The 19,890-nt window shown below is 73.9% G+C and carries 17 protein-coding genes; 4 read left to right on the forward strand and 13 right to left on the reverse strand.

Annotation, left to right across the window (positions count from 1 at the left end; translation table 11 throughout):
• Positions 1 to 144: 144 nt before the first annotated feature.
• The 3 genes from argG to ACFY2K_RS15445 all read right to left on the reverse strand — a co-directional run bounded on the left by argG (position 145) and on the right by ACFY2K_RS15445 (position 3,681).
• On the reverse strand, positions 145 to 1,557 hold the full coding sequence (argG, locus tag ACFY2K_RS15435) for an argininosuccinate synthase (protein ID WP_380532690.1): 1,413 nt from the start codon (positions 1,555 to 1,557) through the stop codon (positions 145 to 147).
• Between the two features lie 309 nt (positions 1,558 to 1,866).
• Positions 1,867 to 2,754, reverse strand: coding sequence for an SAM-dependent methyltransferase (locus ACFY2K_RS15440; protein WP_380532687.1), 888 nt, complete (start codon positions 2,752 to 2,754; stop codon positions 1,867 to 1,869).
• A 141-nt stretch (positions 2,755 to 2,895) separates the two neighbouring features.
• The gene (locus ACFY2K_RS15445) at positions 2,896 to 3,681 is read right to left on the reverse strand and encodes a rhomboid-like protein (protein ID WP_387711735.1); all 786 of its coding nucleotides are present in this window, start codon (positions 3,679 to 3,681) and stop codon (positions 2,896 to 2,898) included.
• A 244-nt stretch (positions 3,682 to 3,925) separates the two neighbouring features.
• Here ACFY2K_RS15445 and ACFY2K_RS15450 point away from each other — a divergent pair, with 244 nt between their 5' ends.
• Together ACFY2K_RS15450 and ACFY2K_RS15455 are read left to right on the forward strand one after the other, a co-directional pair.
• Complete coding sequence (locus ACFY2K_RS15450; protein ID WP_387711737.1) at positions 3,926 to 4,666, forward strand: rhomboid-like protein; 741 nt, start codon at positions 3,926 to 3,928, stop codon at positions 4,664 to 4,666.
• 190 nt (positions 4,667 to 4,856) lie between these two features.
• Entirely contained in the window at positions 4,857 to 7,604 is a 2,748-nt protein-coding gene (locus ACFY2K_RS15455) for a glycosyl hydrolase (protein ID WP_387711739.1), read from the forward strand.
• A 113-nt stretch (positions 7,605 to 7,717) separates the two neighbouring features.
• On the opposite strand, the gene ACFY2K_RS15460 is transcribed toward ACFY2K_RS15455, so the two are convergent.
• From ACFY2K_RS15460 to ACFY2K_RS15490, 7 genes are all read right to left on the reverse strand, one after another.
• On the reverse strand, positions 7,718 to 8,098 hold the full coding sequence (locus ACFY2K_RS15460) for a VOC family protein (protein WP_375896821.1): 381 nt from the start codon (positions 8,096 to 8,098) through the stop codon (positions 7,718 to 7,720).
• Positions 8,099 to 8,259: 161 nt separating this feature from the next.
• Positions 8,260 to 9,204 (reverse strand): STM4011 family radical SAM protein, encoded by a 945-nt coding sequence (locus ACFY2K_RS15465; RefSeq protein WP_387711741.1) that lies wholly within the window; start codon positions 9,202 to 9,204, stop codon positions 8,260 to 8,262.
• Positions 9,205 to 9,215: 11 nt separating this feature from the next.
• Positions 9,216 to 10,547, reverse strand: coding sequence for an STM4012 family radical SAM protein (locus tag ACFY2K_RS15470; protein ID WP_387711743.1), 1,332 nt, complete (start codon positions 10,545 to 10,547; stop codon positions 9,216 to 9,218).
• The gene (locus tag ACFY2K_RS15475; RefSeq protein WP_387711780.1) at positions 10,544 to 11,419 is read right to left on the reverse strand and encodes an STM4013/SEN3800 family hydrolase; all 876 of its coding nucleotides are present in this window, start codon (positions 11,417 to 11,419) and stop codon (positions 10,544 to 10,546) included. Before ACFY2K_RS15475 ends, ACFY2K_RS15470 begins: the two co-directional genes overlap by 4 nt.
• Before the next feature lie 41 nt (positions 11,420 to 11,460).
• The gene (locus ACFY2K_RS15480; RefSeq protein ID WP_387711744.1) at positions 11,461 to 12,630 is read right to left on the reverse strand and encodes an STM4014 family protein; all 1,170 of its coding nucleotides are present in this window, start codon (positions 12,628 to 12,630) and stop codon (positions 11,461 to 11,463) included.
• A gap of 106 nt (positions 12,631 to 12,736) precedes the next feature.
• Entirely contained in the window at positions 12,737 to 13,669 is a 933-nt protein-coding gene (locus ACFY2K_RS15485; RefSeq protein ID WP_380594755.1) for an STM4015 family protein, read from the reverse strand.
• 65 nt (positions 13,670 to 13,734) lie between these two features.
• Positions 13,735 to 14,721, reverse strand: a complete 987-nt coding sequence (locus tag ACFY2K_RS15490) for an STM4015 family protein (protein WP_387711746.1) — start codon at positions 14,719 to 14,721, stop codon at positions 13,735 to 13,737.
• A 202-nt stretch (positions 14,722 to 14,923) separates the two neighbouring features.
• Between ACFY2K_RS15490 and ACFY2K_RS15495 the strand changes: the two genes are divergently transcribed.
• Both ACFY2K_RS15495 and ACFY2K_RS15500 read left to right on the forward strand, forming a co-directional pair.
• Entirely contained in the window at positions 14,924 to 15,250 is a 327-nt protein-coding gene (locus tag ACFY2K_RS15495; RefSeq protein ID WP_375896837.1) for a hypothetical protein, read from the forward strand.
• Between the two features lie 118 nt (positions 15,251 to 15,368).
• Positions 15,369 to 16,553 (forward strand): DUF6745 domain-containing protein, encoded by a 1,185-nt coding sequence (locus ACFY2K_RS15500; protein ID WP_380594753.1) that lies wholly within the window; start codon positions 15,369 to 15,371, stop codon positions 16,551 to 16,553.
• Positions 16,554 to 16,571: 18 nt separating this feature from the next.
• Here ACFY2K_RS15500 and ACFY2K_RS15505 read toward each other — a convergent pair whose 3' ends face one another.
• From ACFY2K_RS15505 to ACFY2K_RS15515, 3 genes are all read right to left on the reverse strand, one after another.
• Positions 16,572 to 18,389: a hypothetical protein gene (locus ACFY2K_RS15505; RefSeq protein WP_380594751.1), complete on the reverse strand. Its 1,818-nt coding sequence runs from the start codon at positions 18,387 to 18,389 to the stop codon at positions 16,572 to 16,574.
• 156 nt (positions 18,390 to 18,545) lie between these two features.
• A complete protein-coding gene (locus ACFY2K_RS15510) occupies positions 18,546 to 19,199 on the reverse strand; it encodes a VC0807 family protein (RefSeq protein ID WP_380594749.1) in 654 nt (217 codons plus the stop codon).
• Positions 19,196 to 19,837, reverse strand: a complete 642-nt coding sequence (locus tag ACFY2K_RS15515; protein ID WP_380528896.1) for a TetR/AcrR family transcriptional regulator — start codon at positions 19,835 to 19,837, stop codon at positions 19,196 to 19,198. Before ACFY2K_RS15515 ends, ACFY2K_RS15510 begins: the two co-directional genes overlap by 4 nt.
• Between the last annotated feature and the right edge of the window lie 53 nt (positions 19,838 to 19,890).

Genomic DNA, 19,890 nt, shown 5'->3' on the forward strand with positions numbered 1-19,890 from the left:
CGGCACAAGACGCGGGAACGGTCGGGCGTGCGGGAACGGCCGGGGGCCGCCGCACCGGTGTGGTGCGACGGCCCCCGGCCGTTCCGGCCCGTAGCCGGTCGGGTCCCCGTCGGTCGGGTCCCCGTCGGTCGGGCCCCGTAGATGTCAGTCGGTGCCGGACTCGATCGCCGCGTGGTCCAGCGCGGTGGACTCCGCCTCGTCGCCGGTGCCCGCCGCGATCGGCGCCGCGCCGCCCGGGGTGAGCTCGCCGATCAGGCCGGTCCACGGCGCCAGCTGGCCGTGGCCCGCGTACTGCTCCAGCTTGCTGCGGGAGTCGGCGATGTCCAGGTTGCGCATGGTCAGCTGGCCGATCCGGTCGTCCGGGACGAAGGCGGCGTCGACGCTGCGCTCCATCGACAGCTTCTCCGGGTGGTAGCTGAAGTTCGGGCCCTGGGTGTCGATCACCGAGTAGTCCTGGCCGCGCCGCAGCCGCAGCGTGACGCTGCCGGTGACGGCCTGGCCGACCCACTTCTGCAGGCTGTCGCGCAGCATCAGCGCCTGCGGGTCGAACCAGCGGCCCTCGTACATCAGGCGGCCGAGGCGCCGGCCCTGGGTGTGGTAGGTGGCGAGGGTGTCCTCGTTGTGGATCGCGTTCAGCAGCCGCTCGTAGGCGATGTGCAGCAGTGCCATGCCCGGGGCCTCGTAGATGCCGCGGCTCTTGGCCTCGATGATCCGGTTCTCGATCTGGTCCGACATGCCCAGACCGTGCCGTCCGCCGATCCGGTTGGCCTCGTGCACCAGGTCGACGGCGGAGCCGAACTCACGGCCGTTGATCCGGACCGGCCGGCCGAACTCGAAGTCGACCGTGACGTCCTCGGTCTCGATTTCGACGGCCGGGTCCCAGAAGGCGACGCCCATGATCGGGGCGACGATCTCCAGCGAGGCGTCCAGGAACTCCAGCCGCTTGGCCTCGTGGGTGGCGCCCCAGATGTTGGCGTCCGTGGAGTAGGCCTTCTCGGCGGAGTCCCGGTACGGCAGGTCGCGCTCGGCGAGCCACTCGGACATCTCCTTGCGGCCGCCGAGCTGGGTGACGAAGTCCTGGTCCAGCCACGGCTTGTAGATCCGCAGGTTGGGGTTGGCGAGCAGGCCGTAGCGGTAGAACCGCTCGATGTCGTTGCCCTTGTAGGTCGAACCGTCGCCCCAGATCGAGACGTCGTCCTCCTGCATGGCCCGGACCAGCAGGGTGCCGGTCACGGCGCGGCCGAGCGGGGTGGTGTTGAAGTAGGTCTGCCCGGCGGAGCGGATGTGGAAGGCGCCGCAGGCCAGGGCGGCCAGGCCCTCCTCGACCAGCGGGGCCCGGCAGTCGATCAGGCGGGCCTGCTCGGCGCCGTAGGCACGGCCACGGGCCGGGACGTCGGCGAGGTTCGGCTCGTCGTACTGGCCGATGTCGGCCGTGTAGGCGTAGGGGACGGCACCGTGCTCGCGCATCCACGCGACCGCGACGGAGGTGTCCAACCCACCCGAGAATGCGATGCCGATCCGTTCACCGACCGGCAGCTTGCTCAAGACCTTCGACATGCATGCACCCTTGACCCACCCGCGGTGCGGGCTCCTGATTTAGCGACGTGTGAGGGGATTCGGCCTGATTGATCCGATGCCCGCACTCTGGCATAGATTTGCAGAGTACCGCAAGAGCATACGGCCGCGTCGGTCGGGGTGGCAGCTCCGGCGAGCCGCTCCCGGGGGCCGGGGCCGACCTCAACTCCGTTGGCCAGAGGGGTGTTTGCGGGATCGGGCCCCCGCGCGGCGGCGGGGGAGAGGGCGGGGAAGGCGCAGGGCCGGACTCCCGGGGGAGTCCGGCCCTGCGCTGGTCCGGGGAGGAGGGGGTCAGGGCTTGCGGCCCACGCCCGCGTACATCCAGCGGGTGGAGCCCGCGGTCGGTCCGTCCGGGCGCCAGAGCGGGACGAAGTCCACACCCGGTTCCAGCGGCTCCCAGCCGGTGAGGAAGCCCTCTACCTCGGCCCGGCCCCGGAGCCGGATGCGCGAATCGGTGTCGTCCCAGGTCTTCACGACCTCGGCGGCGCGCTGCGGGTTGCCCTCGGCGGTGCTGTGCGAGAGCAGCAGGAAGCTCCCCGGGGCGAGGCGGTCGTGGACGGCCTTGACGGCCGCGGCGGCCTGGTCGTCGTCGATGAAGTGCAGGACGGCCATCAGCAGGACGGCGACCGGACGGGAGAGGTCGATCAGCTCGCGCAGCTCGGGCCGGTCGAGCAGCTCGTCGAGGTCGCGCAGATCGCCGGTGAGCACGGTGGTGGAGTGGTTGCTGGCGAGCAGCGCCCGGCCGTGGGCGAGCACGATCGGGTCGTTGTCGATGTAGACCACCCGGGACTCCGGGGCCAGCTCCTGCGCGACCTCGTGCACATTGCCCTGGGCGGGCAGGCCGGAGCCGATGTCGATGAACTGGCGGACCCCGGCCTCGACGCAGAGCCGGACGGCGCGGCGCAGGAAGGCGCGGTTCTCCCGGGCGGCCTGCGGGATGTCGGGCGCGGCGGCTATCGCGTGCTCGGCGGCGGCCCGGTCCGGCGGGAAGTTGTCCTTGCCGCCCAGCCAGTAGTCGTAGATCCGGGCCGGGTGGGGCCGGTGGGTCTGGAGCATCACCGGGTCCACGAAGTCCGCCGGATGCCCGAAGCCCGCCGGATCCGCGGAGTCGGCCGGATCCGCGAAGCCCGCCGGGTCGGTCACGTCCGCAGGGTTCGTGGCGTTGTCGAACTCGGGCATCGGGTCCCCTCCGTTTGGCCTGATCAACGGTCACCAGAAGCTGGTAGCCAGCCGGTTGATCGGTTCTGCATCGTACCCGGCCCACTGGGAAGGACGATCACTGGCCCTGGCGCGGTTCACCGAGGTTCACTGCACTGCGGTTCACTGCGGTTCACCGCGGGGCCCGCCGCCGGGGGCCGGGCTCCGGGAGGAGGCGCGGCTGCGCAGCCAGGCGGTGCGGGCGGCGACGACGCCGAGGGTGAGGGCCACCAGGTGGCCGGCGTCGGCCAGCTGCTGGTCCGCCGCCCAGGAGCCGGCCAGTACCAGGGCGAGGAGCGGCAGGCCGTACCGGCGCAGCGCGCGCGGGCCCAGGGCGAGCAGGCAGCCGATGGTGGCGACCAGCCCGTAGCTGATCCCGACGTCCCGCGCGCGGGAGAGCGCCCCCGGGATCCGGGCGGTCAGCATCACCCACATGGCACCCTCGGTGAGCAGGGTGGCGCCCAGGTGCCCGAAGACGAACACCGCGCCCGCGCGGGCCGGGCCCCAGCGCCACTCGGCCAGGCCCAGGGCGATCGCGACGGCGGCGATGCCGGCCCAGGCCGGGACGCCGTCGACCACCAGGCCGCTGGTGAACATCGTCCACCACTTGCCCACTTCCATGTGGTGGACGTTGCTGCTGTTGTGCCGGACGAACCGGGCCCGGCCGGCGTGGCCCTGGGTGGCGAGCCAGGTGGCGGTGATCGTCAGCAGGACGACGTAGACGGAGGTGAGACGCAGCCGGAGCGCGGCGGTGCGGGCGCTCGCCGCGAGCGCGGCCCGGCCGCCGGTGGCCCTCCGGCCGGCCGCCGTTCCGTCGCCGGCCGCCGTTCCGTCGGCGGCCGTTCTGGAATCAGGCGTCCGGGAGGCGGCGGTGTCGGTCGGCTGCGTCGTTCCGAGGCGGTCCCTCATCGTGCCTGGCGCCCTTTGCGTGCGGTGTCCGGTCTCCGGTGCCCGGCGGCCCGTGGGCGGCCGGAGAGCCAGCCTACGGCAGTCGGCCGCGCCCGCCCGTCGACGGTTTCGCGGGCGGGAGGCCGGGTACGGACGCCGCCGGGCGGGTCACCCGAACGGGCCGTCGCGGCGGCGGGCGGCGGCCCGGGCGGGCCAGGGTGAGGTGGGGGCCGTCGAGGAGGATCGGACCGTCGAGGAGGCGCCGATGACCGGCAGCACCACCGGCGTGCCGCAGGCGCACCCGGGGCCCTGGTGGGCGCGCGCGGCCCGGGCGGCGTGGCGCTACGTCCGGCGCGCCCCCGGCACCTACGTCTGGCTGGCGATCCTGCTGGTCACCACCCAGGTGATCCGGCACGTCGACCCGGTGACCGCCGACCGGATCCTGCAGCGGCGTTCGACCAACCTGCACCACCTCCAGGTCTCACCCGTTCGGGTGCTGCTGACCAGCGCGCTGTGGATCGCGGGCGGCGGCTGGCTGAGCTACTTCGCGCTGTACAACCTCTTCCACGTGCCCGCCGAGCGCTGGCTGGGCACGCTGCGCTGGCTGTCGGTGGCGGTGCTGGCACACGTCGGGGCGACCTACCTCAGCGAGGGGGTGCTCGGCTGGGCGATCCACCGCGGCCTGGCGGCGCCGAAGGCCGTCTACACGCTCGACTACGGCGTGAGCTACGCGCTCGCCGGGGTGGTCGGGGTGCTCAGCTACCTGATCGTGCGGCCCTGGCGGTACCTCTACGTGGGGGGAGTGCTCGCCGTGTACGTCTACGGCGTTCACCAGAGCCGGGACTACACCAGCATCGGCCACCTCAGCGCGGCACTGATCGGGCTCGCCTGCTACCCGATCACCCGGGACCGGCCGGGAGCCTTCGACCCGGCCGCCGTGGTGCGGGAGTCGTGGCGGCGGGTGCGTGGGTGGCGGGTGCGCGGGCGGCGGCAGCCCGGTCGGTGAGCGGGGCCGTCGGACGTCAGGCGTTCGGGCGTCCGGGCATTCGGTGAATGCCAACTGTTCGAAACGGTAAGGGTCTTAACCTCCTTTTACCGTTCGGGCCTTCCCCTGGCCGGGCACACCGGACAGGCTTACCCCCTGTTTCGCCGGGGCCGCGCAACCGCGCGGCCGGCCACAGGGGAGGACCGCACTCGTGCCCATCAGGCATCGTCGTCGGCTGCTGCTCAGCGCCGTCACGCTCACCGCCCTCGGACTGACCACCAGTCAGGCGCTCGCCGCGCCGTCACCGTCCGCATCGCAACCCTGGCAGGTGCAGCACCAGGCAGACGTCGGGAAGCAGCACGCGAAGAAGGTCCGGGGTGCCGGGACCTCCTCGCTCGCCCCCCGTTCGACCACCGCTCCCGAGGCCGACTCGCCCGGGGACGGCGGCGACGAGACGGAGAACTCCGCCGAGGGCGTCGCCCAGTACACCGAGGCGCGCACCGCGCCGGGTGTCGTGGCGCCGGGCGCCTACGGTGCGGCCTGGGCGCAGTTGCAGTCCATGCCGCACACGGGCGGCACCTGGGACCACGTCACCGACAAGCCGTACAACTCCGACGACCCGCGCTACCGGGACGTCAACTCCAACTCCAGCGGCGGCGCCGGACTGGTGACCGGCCGGATCACCGGCATCGCCGCCGACACCGACGGCTACGTGTACGCGGGCGGCGCCAACGGCGGGGTGTTCCGCTCCCGTACCGGCGGCGGCCGGTGGGAGCCGATCGCCGACAAGCTGCCCACGCTCTCCACCGGCACCCTGAACCTCGACGGCGGCGGGCGGCTCTGGTGCGCCACCGGCGAGTCCAACACCGGGGCCACCTCGTACGTCGGCACCGGCGTGTACGTGCTGTCCGACCCGCAGCACGGCAAGTTCCAGCCCGGAAACCGGGTGGGCGGGCCGGAGCTGGAGTCGACCATCATCCACGCGCTGCGCTTCGGCGGCGGCAAGGTGTGGGCGGCGACCAGTCGCGGTGTGTGGAGCCACTCGACCTCCGACCTGTCGGGGCCGTGGAAGCTGGAGTTCGCGCCCAACCCGGACTACCTGCCGGGCGGTTCGATGGCCAAGGACCCGAGCGCGCCGTACAAGAACATCGCCAACGACATCGCGATCGACCCCAAGGACCCGTCCAAGGTGGTCCTGGCGGTCGGCTGGCGCGGCGGCGACACCTACAACGGCTTCTACAGCAAGGCCGCGGAGGGGAGTTGGCAGCGCGTCGGCGCGCTGGGCGACCTGCCGTCGGACGCCGCGAACGTCGGCAACGTGACCTTCGCCCGCTCGGCGGACGGCTCGCGCTACTACGCGATCGACCAGTCGCCCGATGTCGCCGCACACAACCCGGACACCGGACTCAAGGGCATCTACGTCTCCAAGTCCGGCTCGCCGTACGGCCCGTGGACGCTGATCGCGGACAAGGACAAGCTCAAGGCGTCCGGCTCGGCGCTCCAGGACCCGGGCTACCAGCCCGGCATCCAGGCCTGGTACAACCAGTCGCTCCAGGTCGACCCGGCCAACCCGGACCACGTCTACGCGGGCCTGGAGGAGGTCTTCGAGACCACCGACGGCGGCAACGCGTGGGCGACGGTCGGGCCGTACTGGAACAACGGCTTCCCGTGCTGGAGCATCGACCCGAGCAAGCAGACCGGTGACTGCTCGCCGACCACCCACTCCGACCAGCACGCCGTCGCCTTCGGCAGCTACCAGGGCAAGGTGAACGTTTACGTCGGCAACGACGGCGGCATCTACCGGCGCCCGGGCAAGGGGCAGTTGGACGCCTGGGGCCACGGCAAGGACTGGACGCCGCTCAACGACGGCACCATGGACACCCTCCAGTACTACTCGGTCGGCGTCGGCAAGGACCCGGCGGACCGGTCCGGCAAGGGCGTCATCGTCAGCGGCGGGCTCCAGGACAACGGCGAGTCCATCCTGCGGGCGCACGACAAGGTGATGGGCTCCAACTTCGGCGGGGACGGCGGCGACACCCTGGTCGACCCGGCCAACGGCTGCGACATCGCCCAGGAGTACGTCTACCTGGACATGTGGGTCACCCAGAACTGCGCGGTGAACGACGGCAGTTGGACGAAGGATCCGAGCAAGGCCACCTCCTACGAGGTCGCCCCGCCGGACAAGGACACCAACGCCGCCCGGTTCATCGCGCCGATGACCGCCGACCCCGCGGACGCCGATACCTGGATCGCCGGCGGCCAGCACGTCTGGGTGCAGCACAAGGGCTACGCGATCCGCAGCGGCAGCGAGTGGACCTCCGCCTACGACCTGGGCGCCGGTCACGTGGCCACCGCCGTCGCCACCGTCAACGGCACGGTGTACGCGGGCTGGTGCGGCCCGTGCAACAACCAGGGGTTCAGCCGCGGCATCGCGGTGGGCAACATCGACGGCACCGGCTGGCACCAGCTGAACCTGCCCGTCGACGGGACGATCCCGAACCGGTACATCTCCTCCTTCGCGGTGGACGAGAAGGACGCCCGGCACGTCCTCGTGGCCGTCAACGGCTTCTCGCGCACCTGGACGGAGGGCCCCGGCGCGGGCACCGGCCACCTCTTCGAGACCCGGGACGGCGGCGCCACCTGGACCGACGTCTCGGCCAACCTGCCCGACGTCCCGGCGACTTCGGTGAAGCTCCTGCCCGACGGCGGCCTCGCCCTGGGCACCGACCTCGCCGCGTTCTACCGGGCCCCGGGCGAGAGCCGGTTCTCGGTGCTCGGCCGCAACCTGCCGACCACGGCGGTGCAGCAGCTCAAGCAGGGCCCCGACGGCCGGCTCTACGTGGCGACCTTCGGGCGCGGCATCTGGTCGATCAACCCGCGCGAGCTCGGCCGGGACGGCGACGGCCAGGACGGCAACAGCCAGGGCGGGGACGGCCAGGGCGGCAACAGCCAGGGCTGACGGTCCCGTTCGTGCGCCGGTGCCCGGCCCGCTCCTGACGAGCGGGCCGGGCACCGGCGTCCCGGGTGCGGTGGGGGTTGGGGTAGGGGTGGGGGGGATCGGTCGGGGATGGGTCAGCTTCCGACGCGCTGGGCCACGCAGAGGATGTTGCCCTCGCTGTCCTTGAACCAGGCGGCGCGCATGCCCTCGCCCTCGGCGACCCCGTTGACCGTCTTGAGGCCGGGGAAGTCGTACTCCTCGAAGGTGATGCCGCGCTCACGCAGGGCGGCCATCTCGCCGTCGAGGTCGGCGACCTTGAAACTGGCGAGGGTGTGGGCGGCCTGGCCGCCGCTGGGGGTGCGGTAGATGGTGAACTGGGTCGCGCCGCATTCGCCGGTCAGCTCCTCCTCGCCCTCCTCGACGACCTTGAGGCCGAGGGCATCGGTGTAGAAGGCCTTGGCGCGGGCGAGATCGGTGGCGGGGATGACTGCTTGCAGCGGTCCGTCTCCAAGCATGGTGGTTCGCCTCCTCTCGGTTACCAGGCTAGGGAGGTACGCGGCCGGGCGCCCGGTGGGCCGGGGAGCGCTGCGGGCCGTGCGCGGCCGGTCACACGGGGGTGCAGGCGCGGGCGGCCCGGGGCGGCGGGGGCGCGGACGGTCAGGGCCGGTGCGGACGGTCAGCCGCCCCGGGGCCACTCCTGCGGCACCCGTTCCAGTACGCCCGCGCCGAACAGCTCGTACAGCGGCAGCGTCTCCAGGTGGACGTACCCGATGTGGCAGTCGCAGACCGGCAGCGGGCAGGGGCGCGGCCGCAGCCGGGCGCGGTAGCTGCCGTCGTAGAGGTTGCCGAGGACGTCCCGGACGAAGTGGCAGCGGCGCACCGTGCCGTCGCCGTCCACGGAGAGCACCGAATCGCCGGTGCGGCAGGGCAGCCCGGCGCTCGGATGGGCGTGCCGGCTGTAGCCGAAGTGCGGGTCGAGGGCCGTCCACTGCGCGGCCTCGGCATCGGTGTAGCTGCGGCCCTCGGCCGCGTTGATCCACAGGTACACCTCGGGGGCGAGTGCCGCGCGCAGCCGACGGGCCTCGGGGAGGTGGTCCGGCTGCCCGACCACGCCGACGCTGTACCGCACGCCCAGCGCGTCCAGCTCGCGGCACTTGGCGAGGAAGCGGTCGAAGGGCACCTGGCCGGGGTGGTAGGTGACCCACAGGGCGAGGGTGGCGGGGTCGGCCTCGGCCAGCCACCCGGTACGGCAGCTCAGGTTGGTCTGGATCGCGACCCGGCGCACGTGCGGGAGCCGGCTCAGCTCGACCAGCGCGCGGCGGTACCAGGAGCGGACCAGGCCCTCGCCCCAGGGGGTGAACAGCAACGACAGGGTGTCACCGGTGCCCGCGCGGGCGGTGGCCCAGGCGGTGAAGCGTTCCAGCGCGGCCCGGTCGGCGCGCAGCTGCTCGGGCGAGTCGCGGCGCTTGGCGAACGGGCAGTAGGGGCAGTCGTAGTCGCAGGAGGCGAGCGGGCCGCGGTAGAGCAGGGTGAGGTCGCGCGGCCGCGCCGCGTCGGGGGTGCCGGCGGCGGCGTCGGCCTCGACCGGGGCGGCGGCGTCGGCGGGGGTGACGGAGGGCATGCCGAGGAAGGTCATTTCGCCTCGTAGCCCGTCATCAGGGCCCGGACCCCGGGCGAGAACAGCAGCGGCCCGACCGCGTCCGAGTGGGCCAGGCCCTCCGGGGTGAGCCGTAGCCGCTCCGGGTCGGCGGCCAGCCAGCCGCGCTCGGCGAAGCCCGCCAGCTCTGCGGCGAAGTCCTCGGCCGGCGAACTGCCGAAGCGGGCGCGGTAGTCGGCCAGGGGCATGCCCTCGGCCTGGAGCAGCGACTGGACGAGGTGGCGGCGACGCGGCTCGCCGCCGTCCATCCGGAAACCGTGTTCGGCGTGGTGGAAGTCCTCGGTGGTGACGAAGCGGTCGATGATGCTGCGCACCTCGGTGGCGTTCACCGCGTAGTCGAAGGAGTAGTGCAGCCGCGAGGTGTAGGAGCGGGCGCCGCAGCCCAGGCCGACCATGCCGTCGGTCTGGCAGGCGTACTCGCCCTGGCCGGCCTGCGGGGAGGCCGCGCGGCGGAACATCCGCATCGACACCTGCTGGTAGCCGTTGGCCAGCAGGTGGTCCCGGCCGGACCGGTAGAGCGCGAGCCGGCGGGCGTCCCAGGCGGCGGCGCTCTCCTGCTCGCCGCGCCGGGCCAGGCCGGTCAGCGGGCGGACGTACAGCGGGTAGAGGTAGAGCTCCTCGGGCTGCCAGTGCAGGGCCGCGTCCAGTGAACGCAGCCAGCTCGCCTCGGTCTGGCCGTCGATGCCGTAGATGAGGTCGATGTTCAGCACCGGTATCCCGGCGGCCCGGATCCGGGCCAGGGCGGCCTCCACCTCGGCGCGCTTCTGCGGGCGGACGGCCGAGCGGGCCTCGGTGTCGTCGAAGGACTGCACCCCCAGGCTCAGCCGGGTGGTGCCGCGGGCGGCCAGCACCTCCAGCCGGTCGGCGGTCGCGGTGGCGGGTGAGGCCTCCACGGAGAGCGGCACGGCCCGCAGGTCGGCGCCCATCCGCTGCTCGGCGATGTCGCACAGCCGCTCCAGCTCGGCGGCCGTCAGATACGTCGGGGTGCCGCCGCCGAACGCGGCCAGCGCGAACCGGGCGTCGCCGTCCAGGGCCGAGCGCACGGCGTCGGCCTGGCGCTCCAGGGCGTCCAGGTAGGCGGTGGTCAGGCCCTCGGGGCTGCCGATCCGGGTGAACAGGTTGCAGAAGCCGCAGCGGACCTCGCAGAACGGGACGTGCAGGTAGAGCGAGAGCGCGTGCTGCGGCTCCCCGGCCCAGAGCTCGCCGAGCAGCGGGCGCTCGGGCAGCGGGCGGTAGGCCGTCTTGTGCGGGTAGGCGTAGACGTAGGACTGGTACGGCGAGTCGGGGAGCGGGGGTGCGGTGGTCATGCGCGCTCCTCGGGGATGGAGGGGATGGACGGAGTGGGGGCGGGGGAGGGGTCGGTGGCAGTGCCGTGGCCGGCCGGGACGGTGAAGTGCGCGTACGGGACCGTCCAGACCACCTCGTGGCCGATCCGGTGCCCGGTGTAGCCGTCCTCGCCGTACGCCGTGCCGTGGTCGGAGCAGACGACGGCGAAGCAGGGGCGGCGGGCGCTCATCGCGGTGAAGAGGCGGCCGATGTGGGCGTCCACGTACTCCAGGGCGGCGGCGTGGCTGGCCCGCGAGTCGCCGTGCTCGCGGGTGGCACCCGGCAGGTGGAACCAGTTGGGCTGGTGCAGCGCCGAGACGTTCAGGAACAGGAACAGCGGCTGGTCGGCGGGCTGTTCGGCGGCGACCCGCTCGGCCCGGGCGACCTGCTCCTCGAAGGAGGTGGGGGAGGCCACGCCCATCGCCGGCTCCCAGTGGCTCTCCTGGAACAGGCCGGGCAGGACCGAGCCGAGCGGGCCCTGCTTGTTGAAGAAGCCGACGCCGCCGATGCAGACCGTCCGGTACCCGGCCGCCCCCAGGGCGGTCGGAAGGTCCGCCGCGTCGAACACCCAGGTACGGGTGGCGGTGCTCTCCGAACCGGCGAAGCGGGCCGCGAACAGGCGCGGGTGCGGGCCGCCGGGAGCGGCCGGGGTGGGCAGGAAACCGGCCATGATCGCCTGGTGGGAGGCGTAGGTGAAGCTGCCGGGCGCATGCCGGCGCTCCCACCGGCCGCCGGGCAGGAAGGCGGCGAGGTTCGGGATCCGGCCGGCCCCGGCCAGCTCCTCGGCGACGTCGAAGCGCAGCGTGTCGAGGGTGACGAGCAGCAGGTCGTGGCTGCCGACCACCGCGTTCATGTCGGGGTTCGGGGCGGCCGTCTCGGGCGTGGGCTGGTGGTTCATCGGGAGGGTTCCATGCTCTGGTGGTGCGTCGGGGCGGGGGAGCGGGGCTCTGTGCGGTCGGTACGGGTGGTGGGGTCGGGGCGCCGGGCGAGGGCGGCGAGCTGGGCGCCGTAGGTGTCGAGGCCCTCGGCCGGGCCTCCGGGCAGGCCGGTCAGCCCGGGCAGCAGGTCGCCGAAGGCGTTCACCTCGCCGACCAGGGCGCGGCGCCAGCCCGCGGTGGGCAGGACGTCCACCCCGACCATCGGGGAGCCGGGGAAGCAGGCCGCTGCCCGCTCGGCCGTCTCCAGCAGCGTGGGCCAGGCCGGGCCGGCCGCCTCCCGGGCCAGGTCGAGGCTGCCCCGGGCGCCGCCGAGGTGCAGGTTGGTCATCGGCTGGGAGCTGGTGCGCACCACCGCGTGGGTGGCCCGGCCCTCGACCACCACGACGCGCAGGTCCGCCGAGTGGCCGGACTGGGAGGCCTTCGGGATCCACTGCTCGACGTGCAGCCCGTCCGGCGCCAGGCGGTCGACGATCTCGGCGACCTCCCGCTCGTCGCGGTAGCGGCGCACCCGCAGCGAGTTGTGCAGTCGGCCGTCGGCCAGCTCGACCGAGGTGGTGGCCAGGAGTCGTCCGCGCGGGCCGAACTCCAGGGCGATCACCCCGGAGGCGGAGGAGCCGTGCGCGGGCTTGACGAAGACCCGGTGCAGACCGGCCGCGGCGAGCCGCGAGCGCAGCTGTTCCCAGCCGGAGAGCTCGCCGCCGGGAGCCGGGCCGGGGAGCGCCCGGGGCACCGGCACGCCGGCCGCGGCGAGCAGTGCGTGCGCCCGGCGCTTGTCGAACATCACGGCGATCTCCTCCGGATCGCCGAGCAGCCGCACGCCGGGGTGTGCGGCCAGCCCGCGCAGAGCGGTCAGCATCCCGGTGTACCAGGCGGCCGTGCCCTCGACCCTGGTCGGCGCGTAGCCGGAGCCGAGCGCCGGGCCGCGGAGCAGCTCGTCGACCAGCGGCTCCTCGCCGGGCGACTCGATGCGCAGCAGGGTGCCCTCCGGCAGCCGGTACCCGCCGCGCAGGACGTCCAGCCAGGGCAGCACCGAGGGCTCGGGCAGGCCGGCGGCCCGGGCGGCGGCGGTGAACAGCGTCACCCGCCGGTGCCCGGGGTTGCCGAGGACGGTCAACCGCTGGGTCATCGTGCCGTCTCCTCTCTCCGTTGCCGTTGCCGTTGCCGTTGCCGTTGCCGTTGCCGTGTTCGCGTCCGTGTCCCTGTCCGTTTCCGGCCTGCGCCTGCGCCTGCGCCTACTCGGCGACCGCGACGTAACGGTCCTCGTCGTCCTCGCCCGCGTCCTCCGCCTCGGTGAGGTCGAGGTCGACGCCGGGCAGGGCCTGGCGCAGGCGTTGTCCCATCTCCTCGGTGAGGTAGTGGTGGTGGAGGTCGAGTGCGCGCAGGTGGGTGAGCGGCTGGCCCTCCAGCAGGGCGGCCGCGCCCTCGTCGGAGAGCACGCCCATGGAGAGGTTGAGCGACTCCAGCCGGGCGACCACGGGGGCGTGGGCGAGGGCGGCGGCGATCTCGTCCTGGAACTCGCTGTTCTGCAGGCCGAGGTGGCGCAGCCGCGGCAGGCGCGAGCCGTCCAGGAAGGGTGCCAGGTCGTCCAGCGTGGTGTCGCCGCCGTACTCGTCGACGCCGAGCCAGAGCTCCAGCCGCTCCAGCGCGGGCAGTTCGGAGCCGGACACCGCGCGGACCACGGTGGCCGGCAGACCGCCGGACTCGAAGCACAGGGACGTCAGCCGGTCGTGCCGCACCGGGAGGAGGCAGAGGTCCATGCTGCCGCGCACGGTCAGCGAGGCCAGCCGGGGGAAGGCCGTCAGCAGCGGGGTGACGTCGCCCATCTCCAGCCAGGAGATCTCGCACTCGTCGAAGGTGACGTCGCCGAGGAAGACCGCCTCCAGCGCGGGCAGGCGGTCGGCCGCGGCCGCCATCGCCTCGACCGCGACCCGCACGGGGGAGTAGCCGCCCTGCCACCAGGGGCCGATCACCAGGGCGCGGACCCCGGCCGGGTCGACGGACTGGAGGAAGGACCGCCAGAGCTCCTCGAAGCCGTGCTTGGCGTCGTACTCCAGGGCCAGCCGCCAGGCGACCTCGCCGGCGGCGGGCCGGTGTCGGGTGTCGTCGGGGGCGAACTCGTGGATCGGCAGCTCGTGGAAGTGCTTGAGGTGGTGCGAGACCGTCATGTCGGATCCTGGCGGGTGTGCTCGGGCGGGTGCGGGACAGGTGGAGCCGGAGGGGGCGGTGCGGACTATTCGGCGACGGCGACGTAGCGCCACCGGTCGTCCGGCTTGCCCGCCTCGGTGAGGTCGAGGTCGACGCCGGGCAGGGCCTGGCGCAGGCGCTGTTGCATCTCCTCGGTGAGGTAGTGGTGGTGGAGGTCGAGTGCGCGCAGGTGGGTGAGCGGCTGGCCCTCCAGGAGGGCGGCCGCGCCCTGGTCGGTCAGCACGCCCATGGAGAGGTTGAGCGACTCCAGCCGGGCGACCACGGGGGCGTGGGCGAGGGCGGCGGCGATCTCGTCCTGGAACACGCAGTTCTGCAGGCCGAGGTGGCGCAGCGCGGGCAGCCCGGTGCCGTCCAGGAAGGGCGTCAGATCGCCGATCGTGGCGTCGCCGCCGTAGTTGTCCACCCCCAGCCAGAGCTCCAGCCGCTCCAGCGCGGGGAACTCGCAGCCGGCCACCGCGCGGACCACCGTGGCCGGCAGGCCGCCCGCCTCGAAGCGCAGCGCCTTGAGCGCCTCGTGCCGCAGCGGCTGGAGGGCGAGGCCGCCCTGACCCTCCCAGCCCTCCGAGGCGCCGCGCACCACCAGCTCGGCCAGTGCCGGGAAGGCCGTCAACAGCGGCGTCACGTCGCACTGCTGGATCCAGGAGATCTCGCACTCCTCGTACGTGACGTCCCCGGCGAACAGCGCGCGCAGGGCGGGCAGTCGGGGCGCGGCGGCGACCACCGCCTCCAGCGGCTCCCGGAAGGAGTCCGGCTCGTCCGGTGCCCACTGGCCGATCACCAGGGCGGCGACCCGCTCGGTGTCGACGGCCTCGAGGAACTGCTGCCAGCGTTCGGGCCACGTCCGCTCGGACTCGTAGTCGAGCCGGATCCGCCAGGCGACCGCGGCCGCGTCCGGCAGCGGGGCGGGCCCGGCGCCGTCGGTCGGCCCGGCCGCCTCCGCCGCCTCCAGGGCCTGGACGAAGTCGAAGACCGGGAGACCGTGGAACTGTTCGAGGTGGTGGTTGACGGTCATGCGCTGCTCCTCCGGGGAATCGGACCGAACGACTGTCTACCAGGCGGGTCCGACAGACCGGTGGCCGGGTGGCGGCCCGGGCGCGTTGTCAGACCCTTGCTCTACGTTCTGGTCATGGCTCCGGAGCGTGACCGTGTCCGGTCGGGCGGAGCCGTGGGTTCCGGCGCCCGCCGGGGTCCGGCCGTACGGCGTGGGAGGACTGATGTACCGCCAGGGTGATGTGTTGATCGTGCCGGTCGCGGAGGTCGTGGTGCCGCTGCGGGTGTCCGGGCTGGCCGTGCAGCCCCGGGACGCGCGGGGCCGGATGGTGCTCGCGCTCGGCGAGGTCACCGGCCATGCCCACGCCGTGGTCGGCCCCGGTGAACTGCGCCGGGAGGCCGGGCCCTTCGGCGAGGCCTGGCTGCACCTGCCGGAGGGCGGCCGGGTGGTGCACGAGGAGCACGCGGCGATACCGCTGCCCAAGGGGTGGTACCGGGTGGTCCGCCAGCGCGAGTACGTGCCGGGTGCGGTGCGGGTGGTCGCGGACTGAGCTGCGGGAGTAGGAGCGGGCGCGGGAGCGGGTGCCGGCGCAGGTGCCGACGCGGCACGGGGAAGCGAACGGGAACGGACGGCCGGGTGGGGAGCCCGGCCGGGGAACGGAGCAGACGATGACGACGGAGACGGTGATCCGGGCCAACCCGACCGATGCGGGCGCGGGCGGACGCGGCGAGGCCGGTGGGCCCGGCGGGGCGGTCGGCGCGGCCGGGGCCACGGCGCGCTGGCGGGCCGCTTCGGCCGCCACCGGGCCGGCCGACCGGGCGGCGGTCGAACGCGCGGTGCGGGCCGCCTACCGGGCCGCCGGGCTGCCCGAACCGGCGGCCGTGCGCTGGTTCGGCTCGCCGCTCGCGGCCGCCGAGGCGGCGCTGGAGCTGCGGGCCGCCGGCGCGGTGAGCGTGCGCGAGGAGGTCCGCACCCGGCCCTGGGAGGAGGCCCGGCGGCGCGCCGTCGAGCAGGTCGGCCCGGCCGGCTGGGCCGCGCACTGGGCGCTGACCGGCGGTGAACTCGGCCCGGTCAGCACGCCGCTGGCCGAGCGGGTGCGCAACGCCGTGCTCGACCGGCTCGCGCCCGAGGCCGATCGCGACCGGGCCTCCGGCAGCGACCGGGCCTCCGCCGGTGCCCCGGCCACCGGCGCCGGGGCCGCCGCCGCCCGGAGCCGGCGCACCACCGTCCGTCTCGCCCTGCTGGACGCGGTGCGCGGCCAGCACGACGCACCCTGGTTCGCCGCCCTGGAGGCCGCCGGCGCGGGCGTCGAGGCCGTCGCACCGCTCGCCGAGGTGGGGCGGGGAGCCGGCTGGTGGTGGCCGTACCAGGAGGTGGCGCTGGTCTCCGAACGGCCCGTCGTCCTGCACCGCGACGAGGCCGGCCGGCTCGACCGGGCGGACGGCCCCGCCCTGGAGTACCCGGACGGCTTCGCGCTGCACGCCTGGCGCGGGATGCCCGTCCCCGCCGAGTTCCTGGCGGGCCTCGCCGAGGTGACGGCCGAGCGGATCCGCACCGAGGAGAACGCCGAGCTGCGCCGCGTGCTGCTGGAGCACTACGGCTACGAGCGGTACCTCGCCGACTCCGGCGCGGAGCCCGTCCACCGCGACGAGACGGGAGTGCTGTGGCGGATCGTCCTGCCGGACGACGAACCGGTGGTGATGGTCGAGGTGGTCAACTCCACGCCCGAGCCCGACGGCACCTCCCGCACCTACTGGCTGCGCGTCCCGCCGAGCACCCGGACGGCCCGGGCCGGAGTCGCCTGGACGTTCGGCATACCGGAGACGGCCTACCACCCGCAGCGCGAGACCTGATGCTCCGGCCCACGCCCGTCAGGCCCACGGGGCCCGGCGGCCGCAGGTCACCGGCCACTCGGCGGCGGGGACGCCGGCGCACCACAGCGCGGGGTCGTCGGAGGCCTCCCTCCGTGCGGTCAGGTCCTGGTTGACGCCGGCACAGGTGGCGACGGGCGAGTACCGGGGGCACTGGCCGGTGGCGTCCTTGAGCACGTGGGCGCGCCAGGCGTCCAGGCCCATGTCCAGGACTCCCGAGGCGGTGGTCGGCATGTACCGGTTGGCCGACCACGAGCCGGCCATGGCGGTGAACAGCGCGATCGCGCAGACCCCGGCCGCGGTGACCCGGCGGACCGCCAGGAGGTTCCGCCCGGTGGCCGGGCCGCCGCCGGGCCGGGACAGCGTGCGGCTCCAGGCCGCCGTGCGCCGGACGGCCAGCATCAGTCCGAGCACCGCCAGGACGATCAGGCAGTACATGATGATCCACGTCGTCCGCGGGTAGAGCTGCACGGCCTGGGTGCGTTCCATCTGCGCGGCGAACCAGAACCGGAGCAGCCAGGAGCTGACCAGGACGGTGGCGACGGTCCGCACCAGGACGCCTCCCGAACCGAGGCCGATCGCGAGTGCCGCCGCCGCGAGGAGCAGCAGGGTGAACGCGCTCTGCCCGGCCAGCTCACCGCCGACCGGCCAGTTGTGGTAGGTCTGCGTGCCGGCGCGGTCGGACGCCCATCCCATCACGTAGGCGGGATCGGCGTAGACCGTGATCATCGCGTAGCGGTCCTTGGTCGTCGCACCGAACCGGACCAGCTGGTAGAGCAGCGGCGCGCCGACCACCGCGGCGCTCGCCACCGTCACCCCCAGGAACAGCAGCGTCCGCCGCAGGCGCGCCGTCCCCGCCCGCCAGGGGATCGAGAACCCGCTCAGGACGAGGACACCGGGAGCGGCCCAGACGAACCAGCCGGAGTACCAGAGGAACACCACGCCCATCGCGGAACCGTACGCGACCGCCCGCCGGACGGCGGTGCGGGTCGGCAGCCGGTGCGCCCGGCGCAGGTCGCGCAGGCAGGCGGCCAGCAGCGGCACCATGACCAGCATGGCGCTGTGGCTGTAGGGGCGGATGGGGTCGATGAAGAGCACCGCGGCGGGCGCCGCGATCAGCAGGGCCCAGAAGGGCCGGAGCAACAGCCGCCAGGCCAGGTAGGCCAGCGGGCCGGCGACGGCGGTGCACAGCAGTTGCAGGTCCTGCATGGCGAATCCGACGCCCGCGACGGCACCGTGGGCGCCGTGGAACAGCTCGGCCCACACGGCCAACAGCGCCGGGAACAGCGGCGGGTAGACCCCGGGCAGGCCCTGGCCGCGGATCATGTCGTCGGCCATGCCCATCACATTGCCCGGGTCGCCCTCCTGCCCGCCGAGCCCCCACGGGGTTCCGTGCAGCGCCACCGCGATACCGCCGGCGACCAGGCCGGTGCTCAGCCCCGCGATCACCGCGCATCCGAGCCGCAGCGCCGGACGGTAGCGGTCGGGGCCGGCGCGGTGCGCGACGTACAGCAGCACCGCGAGGACGGGCACGGCGACCACCGCGGCGTGCAGTTGGAGACCGGCGAGGCCGCTCACCTGGCCGATCCGGACCAGCGGGTTCACGTCGATGCTGCGGGCCCAGAGCAGGAAGCCGACGCCGGTGACCAGGCCGACGACGGCCTCGGCGACCGCCGTCGCGCGCCGCCGGGGTCGACGTGCGCCCGCTGCCCGCGCGGACGTGACGGCGTCGGTTTCGGGTTCTGTCCCGGTGATCCGAGCGGCCGGTGGTGCCTCGGCCTGTGGCGCAGCGGTCGGACAAGTGGTCGCATCAGTCATGCAGTTGTGCTCTCTCACTGTGCATCCGCCGCACCCGATCGGGCTCGCCGGACCCGGAGTCCCCCGCTCGACGGTCGCCCTGGGGAACGACCGGCACCCGCCCCGGTCACGCGGCATGACCTGGACGGAGCAACCGGGCGGGGCGGCGCCCCCGCCTCAGGCCCGCAGGCCGCGGCGCTTGGTGTAGGCGAGGTGGAACAGGAAGAGCGGTACGGCGATGACCGGCCAGCAGGCGTGCATCGCGGCGGGCGCGGCGTCGACCGGCAGCAGGTAGGCGAAGGCGAGTTGGGCGAAGGCGTTGAGCAGGCTGGCCGCGCCCCAGACCGCGGTGAGCACCCGGACGCCGCGGCGGAAGGCCGCGTCCTCCTCCCACCGCTCCTCCCAGGCGCGCAGCCCGGCCTCGCCCGCCTTGACCTGGACGAAGGAGCGGAACAGGAGCATCAGCGCCGGGCGTCCGAAGCCGACGGAGGCGAGCAGCCAGACGCCGATCAGCCCGCCGAGCATGCCGGTCCAGGCCTCGCGGATCAGCAGGGCGCGGGGGTCGCCGGTGAGCGAGGAGAGGACGAGCCCGAGTCCGATCATGGTGAGGATCAGCAGGGCGAGGAAGTCGAGGCGCCGGGTGCGGACCAGTCGGACGACGACGGCGACCGCCGGGATCGCGGCCGACCAGAGCAGCGACCACCACTGGTCCACGCCTGCGAGGCGCAGCCCGTAGTAGGCGCCGAGCGGCAGGAGGAGGTCGAGCAGCAGGGGTAAGGCGGCGGTGCTCCGGCGGGTCCGTCCCTCCCGGGGAGCGGCGTGGACGGTCATGACGCGCCGCCGTTCCTGGTGGCGAGGTCGAACAGGGTGACCAGTTCACGGCCGTAGGCGCGCGGGTCGAAGTCGGCCCCGGCGGCGAGCCGGTTGGCGGCCGCGTCGATCGAGGCGCGGATCGCGGTGGCCATCGCCTCGGGGTCGAAGGGGCGGAAGGCGCCGGTGCGCTGGCCGTCCCGCAGGTGCTGCACCAGCAGGGCGACGGGGGTGTCGAAGCCGGCCGGGCTGACCAGCGGACTGCCGTCCTCCCGGCGGGCGTTGGCGAGGACGTCCACCAACGCCCGGACCGCGACGGGGTGTTCGGCGAGGAAGTCGAGGTTCGCCTCGATGTAGGCGGCCAGCATCGCGGCCGGCTCGTGCTGGGCGCGGATCCGCGGCTGCATGGCGGTGCGAGCCTGTTCCTGGACGGTGTCGACCAGGGCCTGGAAGAGGTCTTCCTTGTCGTCGAAGTGGTACGAGATCAGCCGCACGCTGGACAGCCCGGCGCGCTTGGCGATCTGCGCGAACGAGGCCCGGCCGTAACCGAGTTCGGCGACGACCTCGATGGCGGCGGTGACGATCTGGGCGCGTCGGGCGTCCGTGACGAAGCTCCGGCCGCTCTCCGGAGCCGTGGGGTCCTGAGGATTTACTCGCATGAGTAAAAAGTAACATGCGTCGGCAGAAGTGCGGGCGTGAAAGAGCCCCGCCG

It is taken from the genome of Kitasatospora sp. NPDC001309 (assembly GCF_042896295.1).
Taxonomy (GTDB): Bacteria; Actinomycetota; Actinomycetes; order Streptomycetales; family Streptomycetaceae; genus Kitasatospora.